The 23,559-nt window shown below is 40.6% G+C and carries 24 protein-coding genes and 1 tRNA gene; 20 read left to right on the top strand and 5 right to left on the bottom strand.

Features of this window, described 5'->3' with window-relative positions; translation table 11 throughout:
- Positions 1 to 69 precede the first annotated feature (69 nt).
- The 3 genes from SUN_RS08385 (at position 70) to SUN_RS08375 (ending at position 2,283) form a co-directional block, all read left to right on the top strand.
- Positions 70 to 1,506, top strand: coding sequence for a protein adenylyltransferase SelO (locus tag SUN_RS08385; RefSeq protein ID WP_012083379.1), 1,437 nt, complete (start codon positions 70 to 72; stop codon positions 1,504 to 1,506).
- 51 nt (positions 1,507 to 1,557) lie between these two features.
- Positions 1,558 to 1,887, top strand: a complete 330-nt coding sequence (locus SUN_RS08380) for a hypothetical protein (protein ID WP_012083378.1) — start codon at positions 1,558 to 1,560, stop codon at positions 1,885 to 1,887.
- Positions 1,888 to 1,965: 78 nt separating this feature from the next.
- Complete coding sequence (locus SUN_RS08375) at positions 1,966 to 2,283, top strand: thioredoxin family protein (protein ID WP_012083377.1); 318 nt, start codon at positions 1,966 to 1,968, stop codon at positions 2,281 to 2,283.
- 142 nt (positions 2,284 to 2,425) lie between these two features.
- On the opposite strand, the gene SUN_RS08370 is transcribed toward SUN_RS08375, so the two are convergent.
- Both SUN_RS08370 and exbB read right to left on the bottom strand, forming a co-directional pair.
- A complete protein-coding gene (locus SUN_RS08370; RefSeq protein WP_012083376.1) occupies positions 2,426 to 2,803 on the bottom strand; it encodes an ExbD/TolR family protein in 378 nt (125 codons plus the stop codon).
- A gap of 9 nt (positions 2,804 to 2,812) precedes the next feature.
- Positions 2,813 to 3,238, bottom strand: a complete 426-nt coding sequence (gene exbB / locus SUN_RS08365) for a TonB-system energizer ExbB (RefSeq protein ID WP_041673027.1) — start codon at positions 3,236 to 3,238, stop codon at positions 2,813 to 2,815.
- Between the two features lie 257 nt (positions 3,239 to 3,495).
- On the opposite strand from exbB, the gene gyrA reads away from it, so the two are divergent.
- The 11 genes from gyrA to SUN_RS08310 all read left to right on the top strand — a co-directional run bounded on the left by gyrA (position 3,496) and on the right by SUN_RS08310 (position 15,697).
- Entirely contained in the window at positions 3,496 to 6,018 is a 2,523-nt protein-coding gene (gyrA, locus tag SUN_RS08360; protein WP_012083374.1) for a DNA gyrase subunit A, read from the top strand.
- Positions 6,019 to 6,021: 3 nt separating this feature from the next.
- Positions 6,022 to 7,062 carry an aspartate-semialdehyde dehydrogenase gene (locus SUN_RS08355; protein WP_012083373.1) on the top strand — a complete coding sequence of 347 codons (1,041 nt, stop codon included), beginning with the start codon at positions 6,022 to 6,024 and terminating at the stop codon, positions 7,060 to 7,062.
- Complete coding sequence (locus tag SUN_RS08350; RefSeq protein WP_012083372.1) at positions 7,062 to 7,574, top strand: YqhA family protein; 513 nt, start codon at positions 7,062 to 7,064, stop codon at positions 7,572 to 7,574. The genes SUN_RS08355 and SUN_RS08350 overlap by 1 nt, the downstream gene beginning before the upstream one ends.
- On the top strand, positions 7,574 to 8,614 hold the full coding sequence (hemE, locus tag SUN_RS08345) for a uroporphyrinogen decarboxylase (protein ID WP_012083371.1): 1,041 nt from the start codon (positions 7,574 to 7,576) through the stop codon (positions 8,612 to 8,614). Before SUN_RS08350 ends, hemE begins: the two co-directional genes overlap by 1 nt.
- A gap of 129 nt (positions 8,615 to 8,743) precedes the next feature.
- Positions 8,744 to 9,028 carry a helix-turn-helix domain-containing protein gene (locus SUN_RS08340; protein ID WP_012083369.1) on the top strand — a complete coding sequence of 95 codons (285 nt, stop codon included), beginning with the start codon at positions 8,744 to 8,746 and terminating at the stop codon, positions 9,026 to 9,028.
- Between the two features lie 87 nt (positions 9,029 to 9,115).
- Positions 9,116 to 9,976 (top strand): virulence RhuM family protein, encoded by an 861-nt coding sequence (gene rhuM / locus SUN_RS08335; RefSeq protein ID WP_012083368.1) that lies wholly within the window; start codon positions 9,116 to 9,118, stop codon positions 9,974 to 9,976.
- A gap of 88 nt (positions 9,977 to 10,064) precedes the next feature.
- Positions 10,065 to 11,735 carry a hypothetical protein gene (locus SUN_RS08330; RefSeq protein WP_012083367.1) on the top strand — a complete coding sequence of 557 codons (1,671 nt, stop codon included), beginning with the start codon at positions 10,065 to 10,067 and terminating at the stop codon, positions 11,733 to 11,735.
- Positions 11,735 to 13,393, top strand: a complete 1,659-nt coding sequence (locus SUN_RS08325; protein ID WP_012083366.1) for a hypothetical protein — start codon at positions 11,735 to 11,737, stop codon at positions 13,391 to 13,393. The genes SUN_RS08330 and SUN_RS08325 overlap by 1 nt, the downstream gene beginning before the upstream one ends.
- Positions 13,393 to 14,610, top strand: coding sequence for a type II toxin-antitoxin system HipA family toxin (locus SUN_RS08320; RefSeq protein ID WP_012083364.1), 1,218 nt, complete (start codon positions 13,393 to 13,395; stop codon positions 14,608 to 14,610). The genes SUN_RS08325 and SUN_RS08320 overlap by 1 nt, the downstream gene beginning before the upstream one ends.
- Positions 14,611 to 14,631: 21 nt before the next feature.
- Positions 14,632 to 15,546 carry a radical SAM protein gene (locus SUN_RS08315; protein ID WP_012083363.1) on the top strand — a complete coding sequence of 305 codons (915 nt, stop codon included), beginning with the start codon at positions 14,632 to 14,634 and terminating at the stop codon, positions 15,544 to 15,546.
- 76 nt (positions 15,547 to 15,622) lie between these two features.
- A tRNA-Asn gene (locus SUN_RS08310) sits at positions 15,623 to 15,697 on the top strand.
- Between the two features lie 89 nt (positions 15,698 to 15,786).
- Here SUN_RS08310 and SUN_RS08305 read toward each other — a convergent pair.
- Entirely contained in the window at positions 15,787 to 17,073 is a 1,287-nt protein-coding gene (locus tag SUN_RS08305; protein ID WP_012083362.1) for a HipA domain-containing protein, read from the bottom strand.
- Positions 17,066 to 17,335, bottom strand: coding sequence for a helix-turn-helix domain-containing protein (locus SUN_RS08300; RefSeq protein ID WP_012083361.1), 270 nt, complete (start codon positions 17,333 to 17,335; stop codon positions 17,066 to 17,068). Before SUN_RS08300 ends, SUN_RS08305 begins: the two co-directional genes overlap by 8 nt.
- Before the next feature lie 391 nt (positions 17,336 to 17,726).
- Between SUN_RS08300 and SUN_RS08295 the strand changes: the two genes are divergently transcribed.
- From SUN_RS08295 to SUN_RS08270, 6 genes are all read left to right on the top strand, one after another.
- Positions 17,727 to 18,170, top strand: a complete 444-nt coding sequence (locus SUN_RS08295) for a lysozyme inhibitor LprI family protein (RefSeq protein WP_158298190.1) — start codon at positions 17,727 to 17,729, stop codon at positions 18,168 to 18,170.
- 142 nt (positions 18,171 to 18,312) lie between these two features.
- Positions 18,313 to 18,708 (top strand): hypothetical protein, encoded by a 396-nt coding sequence (locus SUN_RS08290; protein WP_012083359.1) that lies wholly within the window; start codon positions 18,313 to 18,315, stop codon positions 18,706 to 18,708.
- 8 nt (positions 18,709 to 18,716) lie between these two features.
- The gene (locus SUN_RS08285) at positions 18,717 to 19,352 is read left to right on the top strand and encodes a hypothetical protein (RefSeq protein ID WP_012083358.1); all 636 of its coding nucleotides are present in this window, start codon (positions 18,717 to 18,719) and stop codon (positions 19,350 to 19,352) included.
- Between the two features lie 203 nt (positions 19,353 to 19,555).
- Complete coding sequence (locus tag SUN_RS08280; RefSeq protein ID WP_041672732.1) at positions 19,556 to 20,050, top strand: transglycosylase SLT domain-containing protein; 495 nt, start codon at positions 19,556 to 19,558, stop codon at positions 20,048 to 20,050.
- A gap of 106 nt (positions 20,051 to 20,156) precedes the next feature.
- Positions 20,157 to 20,960 carry an RsiV family protein gene (locus SUN_RS08275; protein ID WP_012083356.1) on the top strand — a complete coding sequence of 268 codons (804 nt, stop codon included), beginning with the start codon at positions 20,157 to 20,159 and terminating at the stop codon, positions 20,958 to 20,960.
- An 81-nt stretch (positions 20,961 to 21,041) separates the two neighbouring features.
- Entirely contained in the window at positions 21,042 to 21,833 is a 792-nt protein-coding gene (locus SUN_RS08270; protein ID WP_012083355.1) for a 3'-5' exonuclease, read from the top strand.
- 41 nt (positions 21,834 to 21,874) lie between these two features.
- Here SUN_RS08270 and SUN_RS08265 read toward each other — a convergent pair whose 3' ends face one another.
- Positions 21,875 to 23,557: a potassium channel family protein gene (locus tag SUN_RS08265; protein ID WP_012083354.1), complete on the bottom strand. Its 1,683-nt coding sequence runs from the start codon at positions 23,555 to 23,557 to the stop codon at positions 21,875 to 21,877.
- Between the last annotated feature and the right edge of the window lie 2 nt (positions 23,558 to 23,559).

Genomic DNA, 23,559 nt, shown 5'->3' with positions numbered 1-23,559 from the left:
TTTTATCTTTGGTGCGTGATTACACACCCTACATTACTGTTTTAAGAAAGTGTTTGATACTATGAACTTATGAAACTGAATGAAATTAAACTCACAAACCCCTATCTTAAGCTTCCTGCGGAATGTCATGACCGTGTCAAACCTTCACCGCTGACCAAACCGTTTCTTATACATGCCAATGAGGCTGTTGCAGAGATGCTGGGTATCGATAAAGAAGAACTTTACACAGATGAATTTGTGGACTTCGTCAATGGTGCATACCAGCCTGAAGGCAGCGATGCCTTTGCCATGTGCTACGCCGGACATCAGTTCGGTTTTTTTGTGGACCGCCTGGGGGATGGACGTGCCATCAATATCGGAACACTGAACGGGTTGCATATGCAGCTGAAAGGGGCAGGGCAGACCAAGTATTCCCGTTCGGGTGACGGACGTGCAGTACTGCGTTCTTCCATACGTGAGTACCTTATGAGCGAAGCCATGCATGGATTGGGCATAGAGACCACCAGAGCGCTGGCCCTGATCGGTTCGGAACATTCGGTGTTCCGTCAGGAATGGGAAAAGGGTGCAATAGTGTTACGCGTCTCCCCCTCATGGGTACGTTTCGGTACTTTTGAGTATTTTGCCCATAAAAAGAAATTCAAAGAACTTGAAGCACTGAGGGACTATGCCATTGCAGAATCCTATCCACATCTGATAGATGTAGAGAATGCCTATGCACGTTTTTTTGGAGAAGTAGTGAAAAGAACGGCCAGACTGATGGCTGAATGGCAGGCCGTCGGCTTCAACCACGGTGTTATGAACACGGACAATATGTCCATTGCCGGCCTGACCATCGACTACGGTCCCTATGCTTTTCTCGATGAGTACGATGCAGGGTATATCTGTAACCATACGGACCAGTACGGACGTTACAGTTTCGGTAATCAGCCAAGCATCGGCGAGTGGAACCTGCGTGCGCTGATGGCGGCACTCTCTCCTCTGATACAGATGGAAAAGATGGAAGAGAACATGACTCAGTACTGGAAGATCTATCGGGAGCACTATTTGAAGTTGATGTGTAGAAAAATGGGTTTCGATGAAGTGCTTGATGGAGATCTTGATCTGGTAAAACATATGCTCGGTACACTGCAGGGGTTGCATATTGATTATACGCTTTTCTTTAGGACTTTAAGCCGTTATACCGGAGACAGAGCAGGGATCTTGAAGCTTGGACTCTATCATAAACCTATGCAGGACTGGCTGGATGATTATGACAAACGGTTGGCACAGAACAGTTCGACGCAGCAGGAAAGAGAAGAGAGAATGCTGCAGACCAATCCAAAGTTCGTACTGAAGAATTATATGCTTCAGGAAGTCATAGATGCAGCAGAGAAAGATGATTTTTCACTGATTGACAGACTTTTCCGAATCGTACAGGATCCCTATGCGGAACATCCTGCTTACGAACGCTGGGCAGGGGCCACACCTGATGAGTTAAAAAATACCAAGTTGAGTTGTTCTTCGTAGATTAAGGTAATTTTTTTATAATGGTATATCAACTGTGTAAAGGAGTGAAGGATGTATTACCTTACCGCAATAGACAGATGCAGGATCAGTGATCTTGAGAATGAACTCAGGGATTTTTTTCACCGTGTGCACCATGTGAAGAGAAGATTGCAGAGAGAACGGGACAGGCTTGAGCTGAACCGTATACAGAGAGCACGTTGTAAAGCTAACCTTATGGATATCGAGAAACTGGAATATGAGTTTCATGCCATCTCCTATAGGGATGATGTCCGAGAACTTTACAGAAAGGTACACCGTTTCGTTAAACTCGATCATGAAAGACTGATGGATACGTTTGGACGTGAAACTGTAAATCGATGTTCACTGTTTATCGCACTGTGACTTGATGGGAAGTACCTCCCCATATGCTCAGTACGTATATTTTTAATTTGTAAAACAATAAAATGAGAAGGTAAGGTTATGACATTGGAAGAACTGCAAAACATCATAAGGTCGGAAGTAGGTGTACTGCTTTACTTCTCGGGAGAAAAGTGCAATGTCTGCCACGCACTGCGTCCCAAATTTAAAGAGGTATTCGACAAAGAGTTTCCTCTCATCAAGCAGATTTATCTTGATGCCCATGAAAATGCCGAGATTTCGGCACACTACCAGGTCTTCTCGGTACCGACAATGATCGTTTTTCTTGACGGAAGGGAGTTTATCCGGGAGGGAAGGGCGGTGAGCCTGCATCAGATGATGGAACAGCTCAAAAGACCGTATGGCCTGATGACGGAATAATACCGGTCCGATTTTATCGGACGGCATTTAAATTAATCACACGCAGTATGTACGCCTCGGTTTAAGTCACGGGGAGATCCTGAAACAAGTTCAGGATGATGTGGAAAATGTGAATGTGTTGTTTGGATACAGTGATTCTGTATTATTTCTTCGTAATGATTGAAATATTCTCAAACCCTTTGGTCTTCAGAATATCGATGATATTTACAAAGAACTGGAACTGGCTGGTCTTGTCCATATGCAGAGAAATAAGGTCTTTTTTTGGATCAAGCCTCATCAGTTTTTCTTTAATAGCATCAAGTGGAAATTCATCTTTATTATAATAATATTTTCCCTCTTTATCTACCGAAATTGCAATACTTTTTTTCTCTTCGGCTTTTTTGGATGAAGCTGTAGGAAGATCGACGTTGACGGTCTGATTGGTCACGAAAGTTGCTGTTGCCAATACAATGACCAGCAGAACCAGTACAATATCGATGAATGGGACGACATTCATCTTGTCAAAGCGTTCGCGTCTCATAAGGCTGCTTTACTTCTGTGTGTCATGGGCGATATCCCACTGGGCGAGCAGGGTATCTACCTTGCTGAGCAGTGCATTGTAGATGGCAGTTGCAGGGATGGCGACCACAAGACCGGCAGCAGTCGCTTTCAGGGCAAGTGCAAGGTGTTTCATGACGTCTCCGGCATTGACATGGTCCTGCTGCTCACCGATGATATAGAAAGTGAGGATGATTGCAAGCACGGTACCAAGCAGACCGATATAGGGAGCATTGGTACCGATGGAAGCGATGGTCGGAAGGCGTTTCATAATGTCCAGTTCCATTGCGGTCCGGTTTTTATAGTCTTTCACTTTTATGCTTCGGTAGAAGAGTACTCTTTCTATGGCAAAGGCAAAAGTAATAAAGCTGAGAAAAACCAGTAAACCGATGATTCCATAATCTACTATATGTTTGATCTGTTCTATGGGCACGGGACTGTCCTTGTTTTTTGAGTGCATTATAGCCTAAAAATTGTTAATAAGATAAAATAGAATAAGTGACTTACTAAAAAGACAAAATAAGCACTTTTGATAAAAATATTATGTTAATCAAAAAATACAAAAAATTACAAAAATCCATTTTAAAGCATCTAAATGCGATTTTGAGCGCTTTTTAAGCCTTTTGAATACCTCTATTGGATAAAATCTCTTAACTTAATAAAGTAAGGATAAAAATGTCTGATCTGTTTGACGATAATCATAATGTTGAAGAGGTACTGATTGAAGACAGTATCAAATCGAGCTATCTGGATTATTCCATGTCCGTTATCATTGGTAGGGCACTGCCGGATGCACGTGACGGACTCAAGCCCGTACACAGAAGGATACTCTATGCGATGAACGACTTGAGCCTTTCGCACAGAAGTCCCTACAAGAAATCGGCACGTATCGTCGGGGATGTGATTGGTAAGTATCACCCGCACGGTGACAACTCGGTCTATGATGCGCTGGTACGTATGGCGCAGGACTTCTCCATGCAGGCACCGCTTGTGGACGGTCAGGGTAACTTCGGTTCGGTTGACGGTGACAATGCGGCTGCGATGCGATATACCGAGGCGCGTATGACGAAGATCGCAGAAGAGCTTCTGAGTGATCTGGAAAAAGATACGGTTGATTTCGTTCCCAACTATGATGACTCCATGTCCGAGCCGGATGTGCTGCCTTCACGTGTACCCAATCTGCTGTTGAACGGTTCAAGCGGTATTGCAGTCGGTATGGCAACGAACATCCCTCCGCACAGGCTCAATGAGCTGATCGATGCATTGGTAGTACGTATTGACAATCCTGAAGCGAGCATTGAAGATATGATGAAGATCGTTCAGGGCCCGGATTTCCCTACGGGCGGTATTATCTTCGGACGCAAGGGGATTACTGATGCCTACACGACAGGTCGCGGACGCATCAAGGTACGTGCAAAGACGCATATCGAGCAAAAGGGTAACAAAGAGATCATCATCATTGATGAGCTTCCTTTCCAGGTAAACAAGTCAAGGCTCATCGAGAATATTGCCCAGCTGGTGCGTGACAAGCATATAGAGGGGATCTCCGAGATCCGTGACGAATCGGACAGAGAAGGTATCAGGGTGGTGATGGAACTCAAGCGTGACGCTATGAGCGAGATCGTGCTCAACAACCTTTTCAAGAGTACGCAGATGCAGGTAACCTTCGGTATCATCATGCTGGCTATTCATAACAAAGAGCCGAAAGTCTTCAATCTGATGGAACTCTTTGATCTTTTCCTGAACCACAGGAAAACGGTCATTATCCGAAGAACGATCTTCGATCTGGAAAAAGCAAGAGCAAGAGCCCATATTCTGGAAGGTTTGAAAATAGCTGTTGACAACATCGATGAGGTCATCAAGATCATTCGTGCTTCTTCGGATGATGTTGAGGCGAGAGAGAATCTCATGTCACGCTTCAGCCTTTCCGAGATTCAGGCGAAAGCCATTCTCGAGATGCGCCTGAGACGTCTTACCGGCCTTGAGATCGAAAAGATCGAGAATGAATTGGCGGAACTTCTCAAGACTATTGCATACCTTGAAGGTATTCTCAAGAGTGAGGAGAAGATTAACCAGATCATCCGTGAAGAACTTATCGAGATTGGTGAGAAATACCGTACGCCAAGACGTACCGAGATCGTGGATGACTATGACGACATTGATATTGAAGATCTCATTCCAAACGAGCCGATGGTCGTTACGATTACTCACAGAGGGTACATCAAACGTGTTCCGGTAAAACTCTATGAGAAGCAGCACAGAGGTGGTAAAGGCAAGACGGCCGTTACCACATATGACGATGACTTCATCGAGAGCTTCTTTACCTCCAATACACATGATACGTTGATGTTCGTCACAGACAGGGGACAGCTCTACTGGCTGAAAGTTTATCGTATTCCTGAAGGGTCACGTACAGCAAAAGGAAAAGCGGTGGTCAACCTGATAAACCTCCAGCCTGACGAGAAGATTATGGCGATCATACCGACAACGGATTTCTCTGAAGAGAAAGGACTGGTCTTCTTTACTAGAAATGGTATCGTCAAGAGAACGAATCTCTCCGAATACTCCAATATCAGGAGTAACGGTGTCAGGGCGATCAATCTTGATGAGAATGATGAACTGGTAGAAGCCAAGATCGTCAAGCCTGAGACTAAGTGGCTCTTTGTGGCGACCAAAAAAGGTCTCTGTATCCGGTTCAAAGTGGAAGATGCAAGAGAAATCGGACGTGTATCACGCGGTGTGACGGCGATCAAGTTCAAGATCGACGGTGACTATGTCTGTGGTGCGGCCACCCTTGAAAGTGAAGAAGATGAGATCCTTATGCTTTCAGAAAAAGGACTCGGCAAACGTACGACGGCAAGCGAGTACCGTGAACAGAATCGTGCAGGTAAAGGTGTTATCTCTATGAAACTTACGTCAAAAACCGGTGATGTAGTCGGTGTAGTCATGGTGGAAGAGGACAAGGACCTGATGTGTTTAACTTCTGTCGGTAAAATGATACGTGTCGATATGGAGACCATCCGCAAAGCGGGAAGAAATACTTCCGGTGTGAAAGTGGTTTCTGTAGAGAAAAAGGACAAAGTAGTCAGTATGGCGAAATGCCAGAAAGAGGAGAAGCCTGAAGAGGAACCTTCTGAAAATGAAGCAGGCAGTGAAACAAAAGATGACAATAACGATAATACATTAGGATTGGTATAGAACGTGAAAAGAAAATACAATGTAGCAGTGGTCGGCGCTTCGGGTGCCGTAGGTGAAGAGCTTTTCAGAGTCTTGGAAGAGGTAAAGTTCCCCATAGGAGATCTTCTGCCGCTTGCCAGCGCAAACTCGGTAGGTATCGAGGTAGAGTGCCAAGGGAAAGCCTACAAGATAGAAGAGTTGACTGAAACGGTCTTTGAGGGAAGAGATATCGATATCGCTTTCTTCTCGGCAGGCGGAAACATTTCGGCACAATTCGCCAGATTTGCAGTGGAAGCAGGAGCAGTGGTCATTGACAATACTTCGCATTTCAGAATGGACCCGGATGTGCCTTTGATCGTACCTGAAGTGAATCCTGAAGATATCGAACTCTGGCAGGATACGGGGGTCATCGCGAATCCGAACTGTTCGACCATACAGATGGTTCAGCTGCTCAAGCCGCTTGATGATCTTTACGGGATCAAAAGAGTGGATGTCAGTACCTACCAGGCGGTCTCCGGTGCAGGAAAAGCGGGGATGGAAGAGCTGGTAAAGCAGATGCAGGACTTCTTCGCATTTAAACTTGATGAGACGGAGATAAAAGCATTCTCACACCAGATCGCACTCAATGTCATTCCCCAGATCGATGTACCTCAGGAGAACGGTTACACCAAAGAAGAGATGAAAATGGTCAATGAAACCAACAAGATCATGCACTCAGACTTCGCTGTTTCGGCAACATGCGTACGTGTACCGGTACTTCGTTCGCATTCCGAGTCCATTACGGTCACTTTCAGAGAAGGTACAGATGTCAGTGTGGAAGAGGCAAGGGAAGCTTTGGCGAACTTCGAGAATGTTAAAGTCATCGATGACCTGGAGAAAGGTGAATACCCTATGCCGATCATTGCGACAGATACGGATCTGACCTATGTCGGGCGTATCAGAAAAGATATCTTCTCCGAGAACATCCTTCATCTCTGGGGTGTTGCCGACCAAGTGAGAGTAGGTGCTGCGACCAATGCAGTACGGATCGCGCAGAAGTGGATCAAGCTGGAGGAAGCTGTCTAATGCTGGAGTCACTATTTGAAGGTGCGATCTGGCGAAGCAGGTTCATTGTACTATTGGCTGTGATATTCGGTCTTCTGGGAGCGATTATTCTTTTTATTGTAGCTTCGATGGATATCTGGGAGGTGGCAGTAGTGACCTATCAGGTGATAACGCATGCCATACCACATCCTGAACACTTCCATGAAGATATCGTGGCAGGTATTATTGGTGCAGTCGACCTGTACCTGATAGCAGTTGTGATGTTCATTTTCTCTTTTGGTATCTATGAGCTTTTCATCTCCGCGATAGATGAAGCAGAGGGCAAGAGCGGCAGTCAAATTCTGGCTATTCACTCTATAGATGAGCTCAAGGACAAAATTGCCAAAGTGATCGTAATGGTTCTGGTAGTAAACTTTTTTCAAAGGGTTTTACATACGCAGTTTACAACACCACTGGAGATGTTGTATTTTGCCGGTTCAATTACACTGTTGGCCGGAGGGTTATATTTTTTAAGTAAGGTAGGAAAACATTAATGTCTAAAATATTTGTAGATGCCTGTTTAGGCAAAGAGACACCGTACACACCGGTATGGATGATGAGACAGGCAGGACGCTACCTGCCAGAGTATATGAAAGTAAGAGCAGAAGCGGGAAACTTCCTCAACTTGTGCCACGACCCTGAAAAAGCATGTGAGGTCACACTCCAGCCTGTTGATATCGTTGGTGTGGATGCTGCCATCCTTTTCTCCGATATTCTGGTTATCCCCGATGAGATGGGAATGGATCTGAGTTTTGTCAAGGGAGAAGGACCGAAGTTTTCCGATCCTATCAAGACACAGGCCGATGTGGACAGGCTTATCGGTGGTGAAGAGGCAGCAGGCAAACTGACTTATGTATACGATACGATTAAGCTCATTAAAGAACGTCTGGCAGAGGACAAGGCCCTGATCGGCTTTACCGGTGCACCATGGACGCTGGCAACCTACATGATAGAAGGACAGGGAACCAAAACGTACAATATCTGTAAGAAGATGATGTATTCCGACCCGGAACTGCTGCACAATATTCTTGCCAAAGTGACCGAAGTCGTCAAATACTACATGGAAAAGCAGATTGAAGCGGGCATCGATGTCGTTCAGATCTTCGACAGCTGGGCATCGGCCATCGAACCGGGCAAATACGATGAATTCTCATGGAAATATATGGTCGAGATAGCAGATTACCTGAAGTCAAAGTATCCAGATACCCCTATTATCATGTTCCCTAAGGGCATCCCTGCATTCATAGAACGCGGACTTGTCTACGGAAACTTCGATGTATTCGGTGTGGACTGGGGAACCCCTATGGCACTGGCCAAAGAGAAACTGGGAGACCAATACGTCCTCCAGGGCAACATGGAACCATGCAGACTCTACTCCAAAGAAGCGACCACTGAGTGTGTAGAAGCCATTCAAAAAGTCATGGGTGGCAAACGCCATATCTTCAACCTTGGACACGGTATTTTGCCAGACGTCCCGGTAGAGAACGCAAAGCATTTTGTCAATGAGTGCCACAGAGTGAGTGGTAAAAAGTAATAAACCCCCGTTTGTCCTCAAGTAATTCCAATTTTGACCCCAAAGATTTTTTGGGGTTTCTCCATTTTCTTTAAGAATCATAGATAATATTTTAGCTATACTGTAACATATATACCAATAAGGGATAATATGTTATCTTTTCTTCCTCCTGCACCATCAGATGTGATGGATACTCTCAAAAGTAAATTTAGACAACGTAGAAAAGCTTTGGGTTATACACAAACCGAACTCTCTGAGCGTTCTGGTGTGAGCCTTGGGTCACTCAAACGCTTTGAACGCTCTGGACAGATATCTTTGGAATCACTTTTGAAGTTGGCTTTGGTTTTGGATTGTTTGGGGGATTTCTCTTCTTTGTGTGAGGTTGAAGAGGAGAGGCTTGGGAGTATTGCAGAGGTGCTAGAAAGTGCTAAATAGTAAAAACATGTCAATATGCTATATTTTGTAAGACTTTGAAAAATATATGATACTCTTTGTACAGGTGTGTAAATTGGAGATAAGAATATGAATAACCATATAGCGATATATCAAAGTGGAGAAATAGAACTTGATATATCTATCCAGGAAGAGACTATTTGGCTTACACAAAAACAGATAGTTGAGCTGTTTGATTCGAGTAAAGCAAATATTAGTGAGCATATTAAAGCCATTTTCAATAGCGATGAATTGAACAGAAGTTCAACTGTTCGGAAATTCCGAACAGTTCAAAATGAAGGCGGAAGAGAAGTTGCACGAAATATAGAACATTATAACCTTGATGTGGTTATATCAGTGGGCTATAGAGTAAATTCCATCAAAGCTACAAAGTTTAGACAATGGGCTACTTCTGTACTAAAACAGTACATTAGAGATGGTTATACTATAAACACAGACAAGATTACCAATGAACGATTCGTAGCACTAGAACAAGAGGTGCTTTCTCTCCAAAATAAAGTAACCGATATTGATACAAAACTACAAGACAAATCCTTAAAACCCACACAGGGTATTTTTTATGATGGGCAGGTATTTGATGCTTATGTGTTTATTGCAAATCTTATCAAAAGTGCGAAGGATTCCATTAAGCTGATAGACAATTACATAGATGAAAGTGTTCTAATTCATTTTAGTAAAAATCAGAATATTCAAGTCACGGTATATACCAAAAATATCACTAAGCAACTCAAACTTGACCTTAAAAAGTACAACTCCCAATATCACCATATAGAACTGAAACAATTTGATGTCTCACATGATAGGTTTTTGATACTTGATGATACTGAGATTTATCACATAGGAGCCAGTCTAAAAGATTTGGGTAAGAAATGGTTTGCTTTTAGTAAGATGGATGAAGAGAGTTTGGGTCTTTTGGAGAGGTTGAAGTGATGGGGTTTGTTTTGGAGTGTTTGGGGGACTTTTCTTTTTGGTGTGAGGTTGAGGAGGAGAGGCTTGGGAGTATTGAGGAGGTTGTGAAATGAATATAGAAATAAATAATGAAAATGATTTAATAAATATTTTAGACAATGAACAAATTAGTATTTTCAAGGTTAAATATTCAAATAGAGAAAATCAATTTAAGAATTATGAAGCGTTAATAAAGTCATATAAAATAGATTTTTTTGAACTTGCAATAGAAGCATTATCTTCAAATCAAAATTTTTGGCAAGTAGGTAATATATTAACCTATGTGATCCCCTATAGTGAACTAAATATTAAAAGTATTATTGAGTTTTTAAAGAAATCATATGAACTTGAAAGAGATACTAGTCATCATTACAGAATAACAAAAAAGCTTTCAGAAGTTAGTTTAGAAACTTCTAAACAATTATTAGAACTATTGTTAAAAGAAAATGAGTTGTATATAATCCCTAATATACCTGCTATTCAAGTAACACTGCATAATAAATACAAAATATCACAGTTTGATACTATATTGAGTTGTTTAAAAAATAATGATGTCATAAAAATAAGATCTGCCATAGGATTTTTACATCAATATGATTTTTCAGAAAATGAATATCAGTTAATTTTTGAAGAGTTGAAAAAAATATCAAAATTACAGAATAAAGAAATTGATAGAGAGATAATATATAAATCATCAGATATGCTAGAAAAAGGGTATGAGTATTTTTCAGAATTACTTTTGTTATATATAAGTAATAATATTGATTTAGATTTGAGATATGATATTTCACAAGTACTAATGTACCAAGATGAAAAATATTCCAAAGAAGAATGGTATAAAAAAATATTTATGTCACTTGCATATTTAGAATATGATACTAGTATAGCTAATAATATAGAACAAATATTAATTCAATATTTGAAGAATAAAGAATATGATTTTATAGAAAAATTTATTGATGCGTGGATTAATAATAGCGATATATATACACATGAAATATCTACTTTTTTTGCTGACTTTTCTGAAGATGGCTATTTTAGTAAATTTATTACTAAAGCTTTAAATAGTGAAAACTACAAAATGCATCTATTGATTTCCAAAAACTTAACAACCGAAATTAAATTAGACAAAGATGTATTAGAAAGTTTTGATTTTATTGACTATTTATATGTATGTAGAAAAATTCTTGGATATTTTTATGAGTTTAATGTACAGATGAGTATGATTTTTTCTATACTGTCTGTTGAACACTTGCCTAAAAAGATTCAAAATCTTGTAATTGAAATAATAGTTAATTTTATTGGAGAAAATTATGGTTCAAATACTATAGAATATCTTAATAGTTTAAATAATGAAGTGCTTAATAAAATTGAAAAAGAAGTGAAAAAAATTGTACTTGATAAATTAGAAGAAAGAAATAAAAAATGGCAAGAATTACCGAGGCTTAAAGAGTTAATGTCTTCAAGTCAACAAAATAGGGTTATACAACGAACTCAAAGTCTTGCCATGTCTAAAGCTATGAAAAAATCTGAAAAAGATTCTTTTATATTATTGATTGCAACAAAAATTCCAATTAGCTATGGTAGAGGATGGTTTAGTGAACTTGAAGGTAATTTTACAGAGGTATCTTATATGCAAAGCTACTCTCATTCTATGGTTGTGCCTACGGCTACAAGAACTCATCCTATTCATTATGAATTAGAGAGATATAACTTTAAATTAGCCAAGAAAGGCGAATAATGAAATTGATTATAAAAGAGTATCTTAGTTTGTTAAAAGAATCAAAAGAACTTGATAGTTTAATTCCTGAATTGTTACTAGCCATGGGGCATGAGGTTATTAGCAAGCCACAAATTGGTGTAAGGCAATATGGTGTAGATGTAGCTTCTGTTGCAAAAGACAGTGATGGTGTTGAAAAAGTTTTTTTATTTACGATTAAAGAAGGAGATTTTGGAAGAGCTGATTGGGATAATGGATTACAGGCAGTTAGACCTTCGTTGAATGAAATTATTGACTCATATATCCCTAAGAAATTATCATCTGATACTCAAAAGCTAGTTAAAAAAATTGTGCTTGCTACGGGAGGTGATAAAAAGCAAGAAATTGATGATAATTGGAATGGATATATAGAAAAAAATTCAATAGAGAATAAAATAGAGTTTGAGTTTTGGGGTGGTGATAAGCTAGCTCTTTTTGTTGAAGAATATATTTTTAATGAATATATTATTCCTGCTGAACAAAGAAGTTTATTTAGAAAGACATTAGCATTAATTGGAGATATAGACTATGACTTAAGTGATTACTATCAGTTTTTAAATGAAATACTTTTTAATAATAAGTTGGAGACATTAAATGATAAAAAAATATTAAAGTCATTACGATTAATATTTCTATCTCTAAATATAATTGATTTTTGGGCTGAAAATGAAGATAATTTAAAAAAATCATTATATGCATCAGAGAAGACACTTCTCAATGTGTATCAATTTTTAAATAAAAATAACTTACAAAAGAAAAAGCATTTAAAAGAGATGTTTAACAAGCTATATAAAAAACATTTAGATATCCAAAAGAAATATTTCAAAAAAATATATCTAGCTATTGAAGTTAAACAAGGGTTATCTCTTTATGGGCATGATTTTTTGCAAGAGAGTATAGTACTATTTGAACAATTAGGAATAATGTCTTTATATGGCAACTTCTATTATGCTTCATTTTTTAATAAGAGTGATAATAGCTTGGACTATATAGAGTATAAGAATATTAAAGATGCAATTAAACTTATGATTGAAAACAATAAAGGCTTACTCAATCCAGTCTATGAAGAACATATTATAGATATCTCTTTAGCTTTACATCTTTTAGAGTTATGGAATGAAACCAAATTTATAGATAAATGGATGTATGATTTACTGTCACATATAGATTTTGCATATCAGCGAGGGAGTTATTTCCCCATAAATACAAATAACTTTGAGGATTTAGTAGAGTTAAATATTGGAGAAACAAAAGAAAAAAATGAGTATATAACTACTTCAATTTTATTGCCTACTTTAGCATTTTGGTGTGTTAAGTTAGGACTATTGGAAAACTACAAATATATTGTACATCTTTCTAAGGAGATGTATAAAGAGTCAACTTTGCAAGTTTGGTTTCCTGATAAGGATACAAAGCAATTTATTTATATAGAAAAAGCAAGTGTTGAGTCAGGATATGTTTTTGCACCTATTCAAATAAAAGAAAATATATCGGAGTTTGCTGAAATGATAGAATTACTTGTAAATAAAAATTATTTGATAGATTTAGATAACAATAATTTTCCTATATTTTATTTAGTATCAAGCAGACATTTTAGAGTGCCTTTGTTTCCTCATTTTTTTGTTAAAGAGGTTATCTAGTGAATACTCAAAAACTAACCATCCACCTAACCCAAATAAAAACCCAAAAAGTAGGAACCCTAGCCATAAAAGATCGAAAGATCTATTTCGAATACGATAAAGAGTTCCTAAAAACAGGCATAGAACTTTCACCCTATAAACTCTCACTCAAAGCAGGACTACAAAGATGTGATGACAGTCCTTTTGAGGGGTTATGGGGTGTGTTTGCAGACTCTTTACCTGATGGGTGGGGAAGATTGTTGATGGATAGGCATCTAGCAGGGTTGGGAGTGAACCCGCATACTTTGAGTCCACTGGATAGACTGACCTATGTAGGCACGCATGCTATGGGAGCATTGAGTTATGAATCTGAGGTAGAGGTAGGGCATTTACCTGAACAGATAGTGCTGGATGAGTTGGCAGAGCATTCCGAAGAGATACTAGAGGGAAGTAGTGATGAGATGGTCGATGAGCTACTTCTTTTGGGAGGCTCGTCAGCAGGGGCAAGACCTAAGGTGTTGGTACAGCTCAGTGACGACAAAAAGCAGATCATTCATGGGCGACAAAAACTAAAAGAGGGTTTTTCTCACTATATGGTGAAATTTGCCTCCTCTACAGACAGCCGTGAGATAGGTGCTATAGAATATGTGTATGCACGTATGGCAAAAGAAGCTGGGCTTGAAGTACCAAAAACGGCACTGCTTCAAGGTAAGAACAGAAGCTACTTTGCCTGTGAGCGATTTGACAGAGTAGGAGACAACAGGATGCATATGCACTCTGTAGCAGGGCTGACGCATAGTGACTTCAGGTACCCGACACTTGACTATGATGACTTGCTAAGTCTGACACTACACCTCACCAAAAATGTACAAGAGCAAAAAAAGATGTACCGCCTGGCATGTTTCAACCTGCTCAGCCATAACCGTGATGACCATGCCAAGAACTTCTCCTTTCTCATGGATGAAAAAGGAAGATGGAGGCTCTCACCACTCTATGATGCCACTTTCTCCTACGGTCCCGGTGGCGAGCACAGCACGATGTATCTTGGAAATGGGAAAAACCCTTCCAAAAAAGAGTTGCTGGAGTTGGGCAAAAAGCATGGCATCAAAGAAGCAGCACAGATTTATGAGGAAGTACGTTACGGCGTAAGCAGATGGCAAGAGATAGCCAAAGAGTTGGATATCTTAAAAAAGACGATAGAGACTATAGAAAAGAACTTAAAAACATTGAGAGTATAATAGCAGTTATAAAGGAAACCCATGAACAACATCATCTTCGGACCAATCCACTCCCGCCGTTTTGGTAAATCGCTCGGTGTGGACCTTAGCCCGGGCAAAAAGCAGTGCAATTTTGACTGTCTCTACTGTGAGCTTGACCCTGCAAAGACCATGGCGGGGCAGGATGAGGTACTGCGTGTCGAAGAGATCATTGATGCCATCAAAAAAGGATTGCAGGAACATAAAGATATTGATTTTCTGACCATCACAGCAAACGGCGAACCTACACTGTATCCTCACCTTTCAGAGCTGATAGATGAGATCAACAAGATCAAAGGCCATACCAAAACACTCATCCTGAGCAATGCTGCAACCATTGACGACCCGAAAGTACAGGATGCCCTGCTGAAGCTCGATGAGGTCAAGCTCTCCCTGGACTGTGCTACTCAGAAGTGCCTCAAAAAGCTGGACCGTTCCCATTCCGGTATCGATGTAGAAAAGATCAAAGTGGGGATGCTGACATTCAAAAAAAGGTACCTTGGACCGCTTGTCATAGAGATACTTATCGTCAAGACACTCAATGACTCCCAAGAGGAGATAGCCAAGCTTAATGAGTTCCTTTTGAAACTTCGACCGACCCGCATCGACATAGGCACTATAGACAGACCTCCGGCATTTGATGTCAAGCCTGTCAGCTATGAAGAACTCCTGAAGATCAGCCATTTCTTCGACAGCAGCCTGCCGGTCTACATCGCCTCACGCAAAAAAACAGATGCTTCCCCGGAGAGCTACTCCTATGAAGAGATACTCGAAACCCTTTCCAAACGTCCTTTGACACAGGAAGATATAGAAGTACTTTTTGATGAAGAGAGCCAAAAACGGGTTGAAAATCTTCTGCATAAACACAAAATCAAGCTTGTAGAGACAAATGGTGTAAAATTTTACAAAAAAGTTTAAAAAACTCTTGACATTAAAGGACTTTTTGTCTATAATCTCATCCACGAAACAAGCACTCGCTTCTTTCAACCATTGTTCCGGCATAGCTCAGCGGTAGAGTAGATGACTGTTAATCATTTGGTCCGAGGTTCGAATCCTCGTGCCGGAGCCACTTAATTACATCAAAATCTTGAAAAATTTACAACTTCAATAAAATATTAGAAATAACATTCAGCAAAATGTCTTGATTGAAATAGCTAACTACGCATAACTCACCTTCAACATTTCATCAGCAGACAATAGCAAAGCATCTATCCTCTTTAATACAAGCAGCTGAAGCTCATCTGTAAACACTTTCTCCTTATTTGTAAAAAGCGTCATATCAATCTTATGGCTATCCAGAGCGTTTTGTACATTTTTGCATACAATTTTTATACGTGTAGAAACAAGCCTGGGATTCAATCCTGTCTCCTCTGCAAATGCTCTAAGAGGATAACCCAGTATCTTGTCTGCATCAAACTCATCTCCGCATGCCATTGCCAGTTCATGGTCAATACCTTCATGCATAATGATGGAGAGCATATCATAATAAGGGGCTACCGTGATGCCTGACTTGTTAACAAAGAATGAAATGTTCTTACCGTGTGCATCTGCATTACCTATGATAAGCGTATAGATTGCCCAGTCAAGAAGTTGTAGTTTTGCAGTGGCAGGGATTTCACAGAGATCTGTTGCTTCGAAGAGTTTAGCAAAGCTGGCACCTTCTCTTATGTTCTCTACATCACGACCGGAACCGAAGTTTCTTTCATACTTGTAAGAGGAAGGCAGGTCTAACATTTGGCAGCCATCTATAATGTGCACTCTTTTAACGGTATCACCACTTATTACCCTGTCAAAACGTTCCACCACAAGTACAGGGTGCTCACCATACTTTCGTAAACTTACTTCTGCGACGTTTAATCCGGCTGTTTTGGCAAGAGACATACAGAAGTATTCGTTAATGACAATATTTTCATTTCTTTTAGTCTGGAATTTTAGAATGTGTGTAGAGCTGAGCGCTCCGTCTGCCAGTTCCAATTCTCCGTCTTTGAGCAGCACAGGTAGTTTTTCCTGAACCCCGGCAAGACTGAGCCTTTGTTTTTTATCCCAGATGATAATACTTTTACTCTCTATCTCATCAATGCGCTGTGTGAGTTCTATCTCTGTAATAGGACGGAATAGGGGAGTTGCATCTTTATCTGTTCCACCAAAGCGCAGTGCACCGGAAGTCTCAAACCCCATAGTCTGGATAAGTCCGAAGATATTGTTTTTAGAGATATGCGTAAAGGAAGTTAGATCATCCAGTCCTTTTCCTTCAGGAAGCAGATTTTCAAGAAACCTTTTGATGACTCCCGATGAGATAGGTTCATTGAAGGTGAGGTGAGGGGAGATCTCATAACCCAACGCTTTCCATTCATCTGTATATTCAAATTGGTAGCGTTCATCTTTTCCTTCAATACTGAGCGTTCCTATCGCTGAGTTATTCAAATGTACAGGAAGTTTATTCATCCTCACTCTCCCAAGGGCTTATGTGCATTTTAATACCCAGTGCCGCCATAACTTTGAGCACAGAGTCCATACGTACACCTTTAGAAGCATTTTCGATCTTGCTGAGTGTCACGACCGATACATCACAAAGCATCGCTGCTGTTTTGGTATCAAGCCTTTGTTGGGTACGTCGGGCTTTAATGGCTTTCCCTATGAGTTCGAGGGAAAGTGCCTGATTCAGATCCGGTGAGGGTAGGGGTTTTACCTGTTTGCCTTTAGACATTATGACTCCATAAAACTATATAAATATAATTTTAGAGTATCTTAGCTTAATTGTCTATAAAATTATACTTTTATAGTTTTATATACTTGGTATTTCAGAATTTTTATTTAATTATATAAAAGTATACTTTTAATATCTATAGTTTTCCCTCAACTAGGCATTTCAGAGAAGAAAATATTCTCAAAATGCCTCTTAAAAGTTGTTTGTTTTGAAAACGTTACGAGAACAAATCAAATCATTCGCTATTAGGTTATATCAAGAAAGTGACGATATAGTAGCTTGTCTGATGCATTTGTAGAATATCTTGAAACAATGTTACAGAAATCAAAATCTGGAGTAGTCGAAAAAGTAATGGAGTTCGCACAGTCACTGTAAAATGGAGTTGAATATTTTGTTGATTTTAAGTAAAAAGTATACACAGATACCAAATCTTTTTTTCTTTATGATAGTATTTTTGAGTTTTGGTGTAAATTCTTATGCTGAAACACATTGTGATATGGATGCCGCCAATAAAGGTATTCAATCTGCCATGAATATATGTGCAGCTGAGGATTATCATAAAGCCAATAGGCTTTTAAATACTACATATAAGCAGTTGCTTGATATTCATAAGAAAGATAAAACTTTTACTTCTAACCTAATAGTCGCCCAAAAAGCCTGGATAAAGTTTAGAGATGCCGAAGTCAAAATGATACTAACATATGCAGATCAACCAGGAAACTATGGATCTATGAATTCCTTACTGTGGAGTATGGAAATGCTATCTTTAACAGAACAAAGGATCAAAGTACTTCAAGGATACATCAAAGACGGGATACTGGATCAGCCGAATTAGATGAAAAAAACCCAAAGTACTCATACTCCAAAACAATATAGACTTATATCCTTTAAACATCAATCATATCCCCCATTATTAGAGCTCCCCTTAAGTAGTTATATCTTACCATACGCAGTACTATAATCCTAAGGAATGATCTATGAAACAACTACTTATGCTTTTTCTTGTTGTACATACGGTACAGGCAGCAGAAACACCGATCTATCAGACTTCACTCTATACAGGTACGGTCTCTCTGTTTTTATTGCTGGCGGGCATCAGTATCATACTGATGAGAGGAAGGGCCAGAGACAGACAGTTGTTGCAGGAAAAAGAAGAGAAGATACTACAGTTAAGCCAGGACAATATGGAAAATGAACAACGTCATCTGCAAAGAGAGCGGGAATTTGAAAAAGAGATATTGAAACAGGCACACACGATCGAAAACCTGGAGCTCAAACTGAAAGAGGGAACAAAAAATCAGGTCGTCAGCAAGATCGAAGAACTTCAGAAGAAGCGTCAAGCGGCACAAGGCCGGCTTGGTGAAGAAGTATAGGAGAGACTATGGCTCAACATGAACATATGTCCATTAAAAAAAATGCCGATATTTCCATAGAAAAGCATGATGAGCTCTCCGAGCAGACTGTGGCTAAAGTGGCCATAGCGCTCAGTGCGCTTGACAACCGATACAAAGAGAATATAGCCGATTATGCCCAGGAGCTTCACAGCTACACACACAAGATCGATAATGCCCGCATTGAACTTGAGATGCTGCTCAAACAAAAAGAGCCGTACGATGATACCCTGATAGCGGTGGAAAAAGAGGCAGAGTATGCCTTGCGCCTTCTTCAGCGTCTTACAGATCAGTATATCCAAAAAACAGTGGTCGCTTCCGAACTTGAAGACGAGTTGAAGAATCTGGGCCATTCCGAAGAGAGTAGGGGCGTTCTTCAAAACAGACGTATAGAACTGGACAGATTACAGACGGAAATAGAGGATTTTGAACTGACACTCCTGGACTACGAACTTGAAAAACAGAACCTTTTACTCAAGATCGAACCGATCACACGGAAGATCTCCGCACTGGAGCAGAATATTCGGGAGCTTGAATCGAAAAAACGTTATATCGAATCGGCTCATTTGCATCGGATTACACAGGTTGCATCTGCACAGCCATCGAAACTACTGCCTGTCATGTAGGAGACTAACGACAGATTTTCCCAATTGTGGAGAATTTTATTGCTTTTTTTGGATGCAAATTTAACCTAAGATCTTCTTTGAAAAGCTATTTTTATGAAATACCCTTCTATTTTCTTCTGAAAAGTGCTATACTTAATATTATAGAATATACTATACTATATACTATTTAGGAAGAGGGAGATTATTGTAAAATGAGGAAATATTTGTTTTTATTAACCGGAATTCTTTTTGCCATCATACTGTCAGGGTGCGGGGAGCCTTCACTTGAGAAGATCAAAACAAAGATCGTGAAAGTTGAAACACCCCATGGTAAATACACAACGGTAAACAAAAGTTCAGGTGCTTACGGGAAATACCAGATCATGCCGAAGACTGCAAAACATTACACCAGAAAACTCAATATACCTCACCGAGAATGGAAAAAACCAGAAAATCAGGACAAGATCTTTACAGCGCTACTGGAAGATAACATAAAAAACCTCAAAAAATACGGGTTCAAGCCGGATGCTTTTACCGTATATGGTTGTCATCAGCAGGGGGCGACAGGTTTTATGTGTATTATGAAAAATAAAAATCTTTCCAACAAAGCCTATATGCGACTTAGAAGAAATTTGCCAAAAAAATATAAAAATGTAAGTAAATACGAATTAAGAAGAGCGTGGATAAATTACTGGAAGAACAAAATGAGGAACGTGTAAGTAACAATGTACAACGCAAGTAATAGGGGAGGGTACATTACAGTATCTCGAGAGCAGCGATTCGCAAAAGTGCCGGAGGTAGTGTAAAATGCACAAGGAGTTCCCCATGAAAAGGAAAATGCTTTCATATATCACTGTTGCTTTTATGATAGCTATGGGGACCAATGCGTATGCAGATTACACCGTTGATACGGCAAAAACTTACAGAGTCGGCACGAAAAAACTCCTCCGCTTTACCGACACAAAAGAGGAAGACGGCAAAGCCTGCGAAGCATACAGCTATATCACCCCTTCACAGAGACTACAGCTGATCAGACACCGGGAGTTCATGCTCGGAGACATCCTCAGCGATACACTTTCTGTTCCGCCGGTAGATGAAACGTATCTGGTAGAGACCAATCTGACGGAATGCAGGATGGAAGATGTGCATGTCAGCGAATACAACTATGAAGAGAGCCTCGAGTACCTGGGTGAAAATATCGCCACTATAGAAGTTTCGCAGTACCAGTACGGCGCGGGGGCGGCTCACGGAAACGGGAATAACTCCCATTACGTTTACGACAGGGACTATGGCATGCGCCTTGACTGGGAAGAGCTGTTCGGCCACAGTATGGCATTTGATCTGTATGTGCTCAAACGTGTGGTCAAAGAGATCGCCGATGAGGGTTTTCTCTCACACTTCAAAGTGACGGAACAGTTGCTGAACTTCAGGCAGCCTGGTTACTTCGCCATCACGGACGAAGGGCTTCTGATACAGTACGGCAAATACGAGATCGCACCGGGATCGTCCGGGCTTCCTTCTTTTGTCGTTCCAAAAAAGGTGCTTAAAAAGTATATGGAGCGGGAGATGTACGAGAAGTGCTTCTTGAACAGGCAGCAGATGCTTTCACGGGCGATGCATGACTTTTAGAATGACGTCCAATATACGAGCAGACAGTATACGGACGGTTAAGTATATAGAAATAGTTACCAAAACACTAAAGGAACCCCAATGACCCCCACACTCTATTTTGTTGACGTAGAATCGACAGGTGTTGACCTGAAGAACGACAGGCTCATTCAGCTTGCCTTCCTAAAAGTTCAGGGTGACAAAATAGAAGCGTTCAATGACCTCTGCTATACCGATATAGAGATGAACGATACGGTGGTAGCTATACACAACATCACTAACGCCATGCTCGAAGACAAATACTGGCCCTATGAGACGGATGCATTCATAGAACTTGAAAAAGGGAACAGCCCTGCCAACTATTTCATTGCGCATGGTAATGAACTTGATGTTGCCATGCTGGAGCATGAAGAGCTTATATTGGAGATGCAGAAGGTCGATACGGACAAGTGTGCCAGACTGCTCTTGAAAGAGGCGGGCAGTTATAAACTGGAAGACCTCATTACCCGGTACAAGCTGACCCAAAAAGCAGAAGCCATCGCAAAACAGATCGGCTTAAGCAATCTTGATGCGCATGATGCACTCAGTGATGCTTTATGGCATTATGTTCTTTTTGAAGAGCTGTTGGAAAGGGTGGAGGGAGGCATTGATGCTTTAGTTTCACTTACTGCTGAACCTATGATGCTTGAAAAAATTACTTTTGGTAAATACAAGGGTAAGAGCTTTGAAGAGGTATTTCAAAAGTCTCCTCTCGATCTAGTCTGGATGTATGCCAATATGGCAGCAGACTGGCCGGACCTGGACTATACGCTTGAACATTGGCTAAAACAGAAAGAATTCTTCTGGAATAAGGCACAGAAAGAGAGAAAAGAAGCGGAACAACTTCGGTTCTGAATGGAAAAGAACCGTATCTGGTATATCTGTGAAGAAGTGCCCTAATGATTATGCTGCCGTAAACCAAATTCTTTCTCTTTGCCTGTCATAACATAGTAAAGTTCGTAATAATTGTTGGTAATGTATTCAAAGTCACTTTGGGCTTCGGAAGTAGATGCAATGAGAAACTGCATTCCGGGCTTGAGTATCAGATCATCTTCCGGAAGCAAGTTGACGGAAGTGTCATCGACGGCAAGAAGAAAGATCAGTTTCAACGGTTTTCGGTAATTTTCCCTTGAACGTTTTAGCGTCTCCAGTGTGATCACCGTTCCCCTGGTCAGTTCATGATAGAGTGCATAAGTCTGTTCTTTGCTGACAGTGATCTCAAAATGTTTCGGATTGTCTCCTATTTTTTTCTGCATTCGTTCTACCAGTCTCTTCCCCCACATTTCATGCTGACTGTGAATCAGCCTTACAAATTTATAGGCAAGAGGACGGGCGATAAAGAGGTAGGTGAATTCTGAAAGGATCTGTTCCAGAATGTAGACACGGTTGATGCGTGCCGATTTGAAAATGCTGAGATCGTCCAGTGTATTTTCTCTCGCAATGGTATAGATATGTTTATTGAATTTTTTTGCGGTGGAGAGAATGGTCAGGTTGATCAGATCGTCCTTGGTGGCAGCGATGATGACCGATGCTTTCTTTACGCCTGCCTGGAGCAGAATATCATGATCTTCCGCATCCCCGAATATGGCACTTTGTTTTTTACTTTTGTATTCAGAGGTTTTGAGATCGATGTAGGTATAGGGGATATCTGCTTTTTTCAATGCTTCACCGAGTGCCTGACCCATCCGGCCGTAACCGCAAAGTATATAGTCGCCCTTCGGCAGTATTTCACGATCTCTTATTTTGAGAATGTGCCCGAAGATCCACATTTCCAGCAGCCAAAGGTCCGTAGAGGTCAGAGCAAGATAGAAACGGTTTGAAACAAACCGAAATGGATCCTCTATATAGCGGATGCCGAGATTATGCAGGTGTTCTGTTTGACTGGGGGTCGTTGATTTGATGACAAGCTTGAGATGCTTGTTCAGCAGGCGGCACATCAGGGCGATCTTGGTATTTTTAAGGTCATTGTCGAAGAGGGAAATGACACCCTCGCAGTTCTTTTTATGGATACCGGCCAGTTTGAGTACTTCCGGCTGTGTCACATCTGCCGTGAGCGCCGGTACTTCGGGAATAAAGTTCTCAAGTTCCAGCGTGTTGATCTTTTCATTGTTTTTGTCGATCACCACCACCCGGATGGCTGCCCGGTTGAGCCAACCTATGATCTTGTGCGTGACATTGTTGTACCCCAGTATGATGATGAAAGGTTCACTTATCTTGGAGATCTTGTTTCGAAAACGTGCAATGGAAAGTTCGCGTGCCAGCTTCTGGTCCTGTATGAGCGCAATAATAGTGCCGATACCGTAAAACCATCCGATCACTGTGAGATAGATACAAAAAGAGACCCAGAGGCGCTGAGGGTAGGTAAAAGTATAGGGTGCTTCTCCAAACCCGATGGTTGAAGCCATATAGCTGACAAAATAAAATGCATCAAAAAAGCCCATATGGTACGGTTTTCCCTGATCATCCATTCCCGGGATCAAGGTAAGTCCGAGAATGGAGACGGCAAATGTAATAATGATCACCAAAAAAGGCATCCGCATTCGGCGGATAATGATCCAAATGGTGTTGTTTCCTTCCATGT

It is taken from the genome of Sulfurovum sp. NBC37-1 (genome assembly GCF_000010345.1).
Taxonomy (GTDB): Bacteria; Campylobacterota; Campylobacteria; order Campylobacterales; family Sulfurovaceae; genus Sulfurovum.
This window is presented reverse-complemented; position numbering and strand designations above follow the sequence as displayed.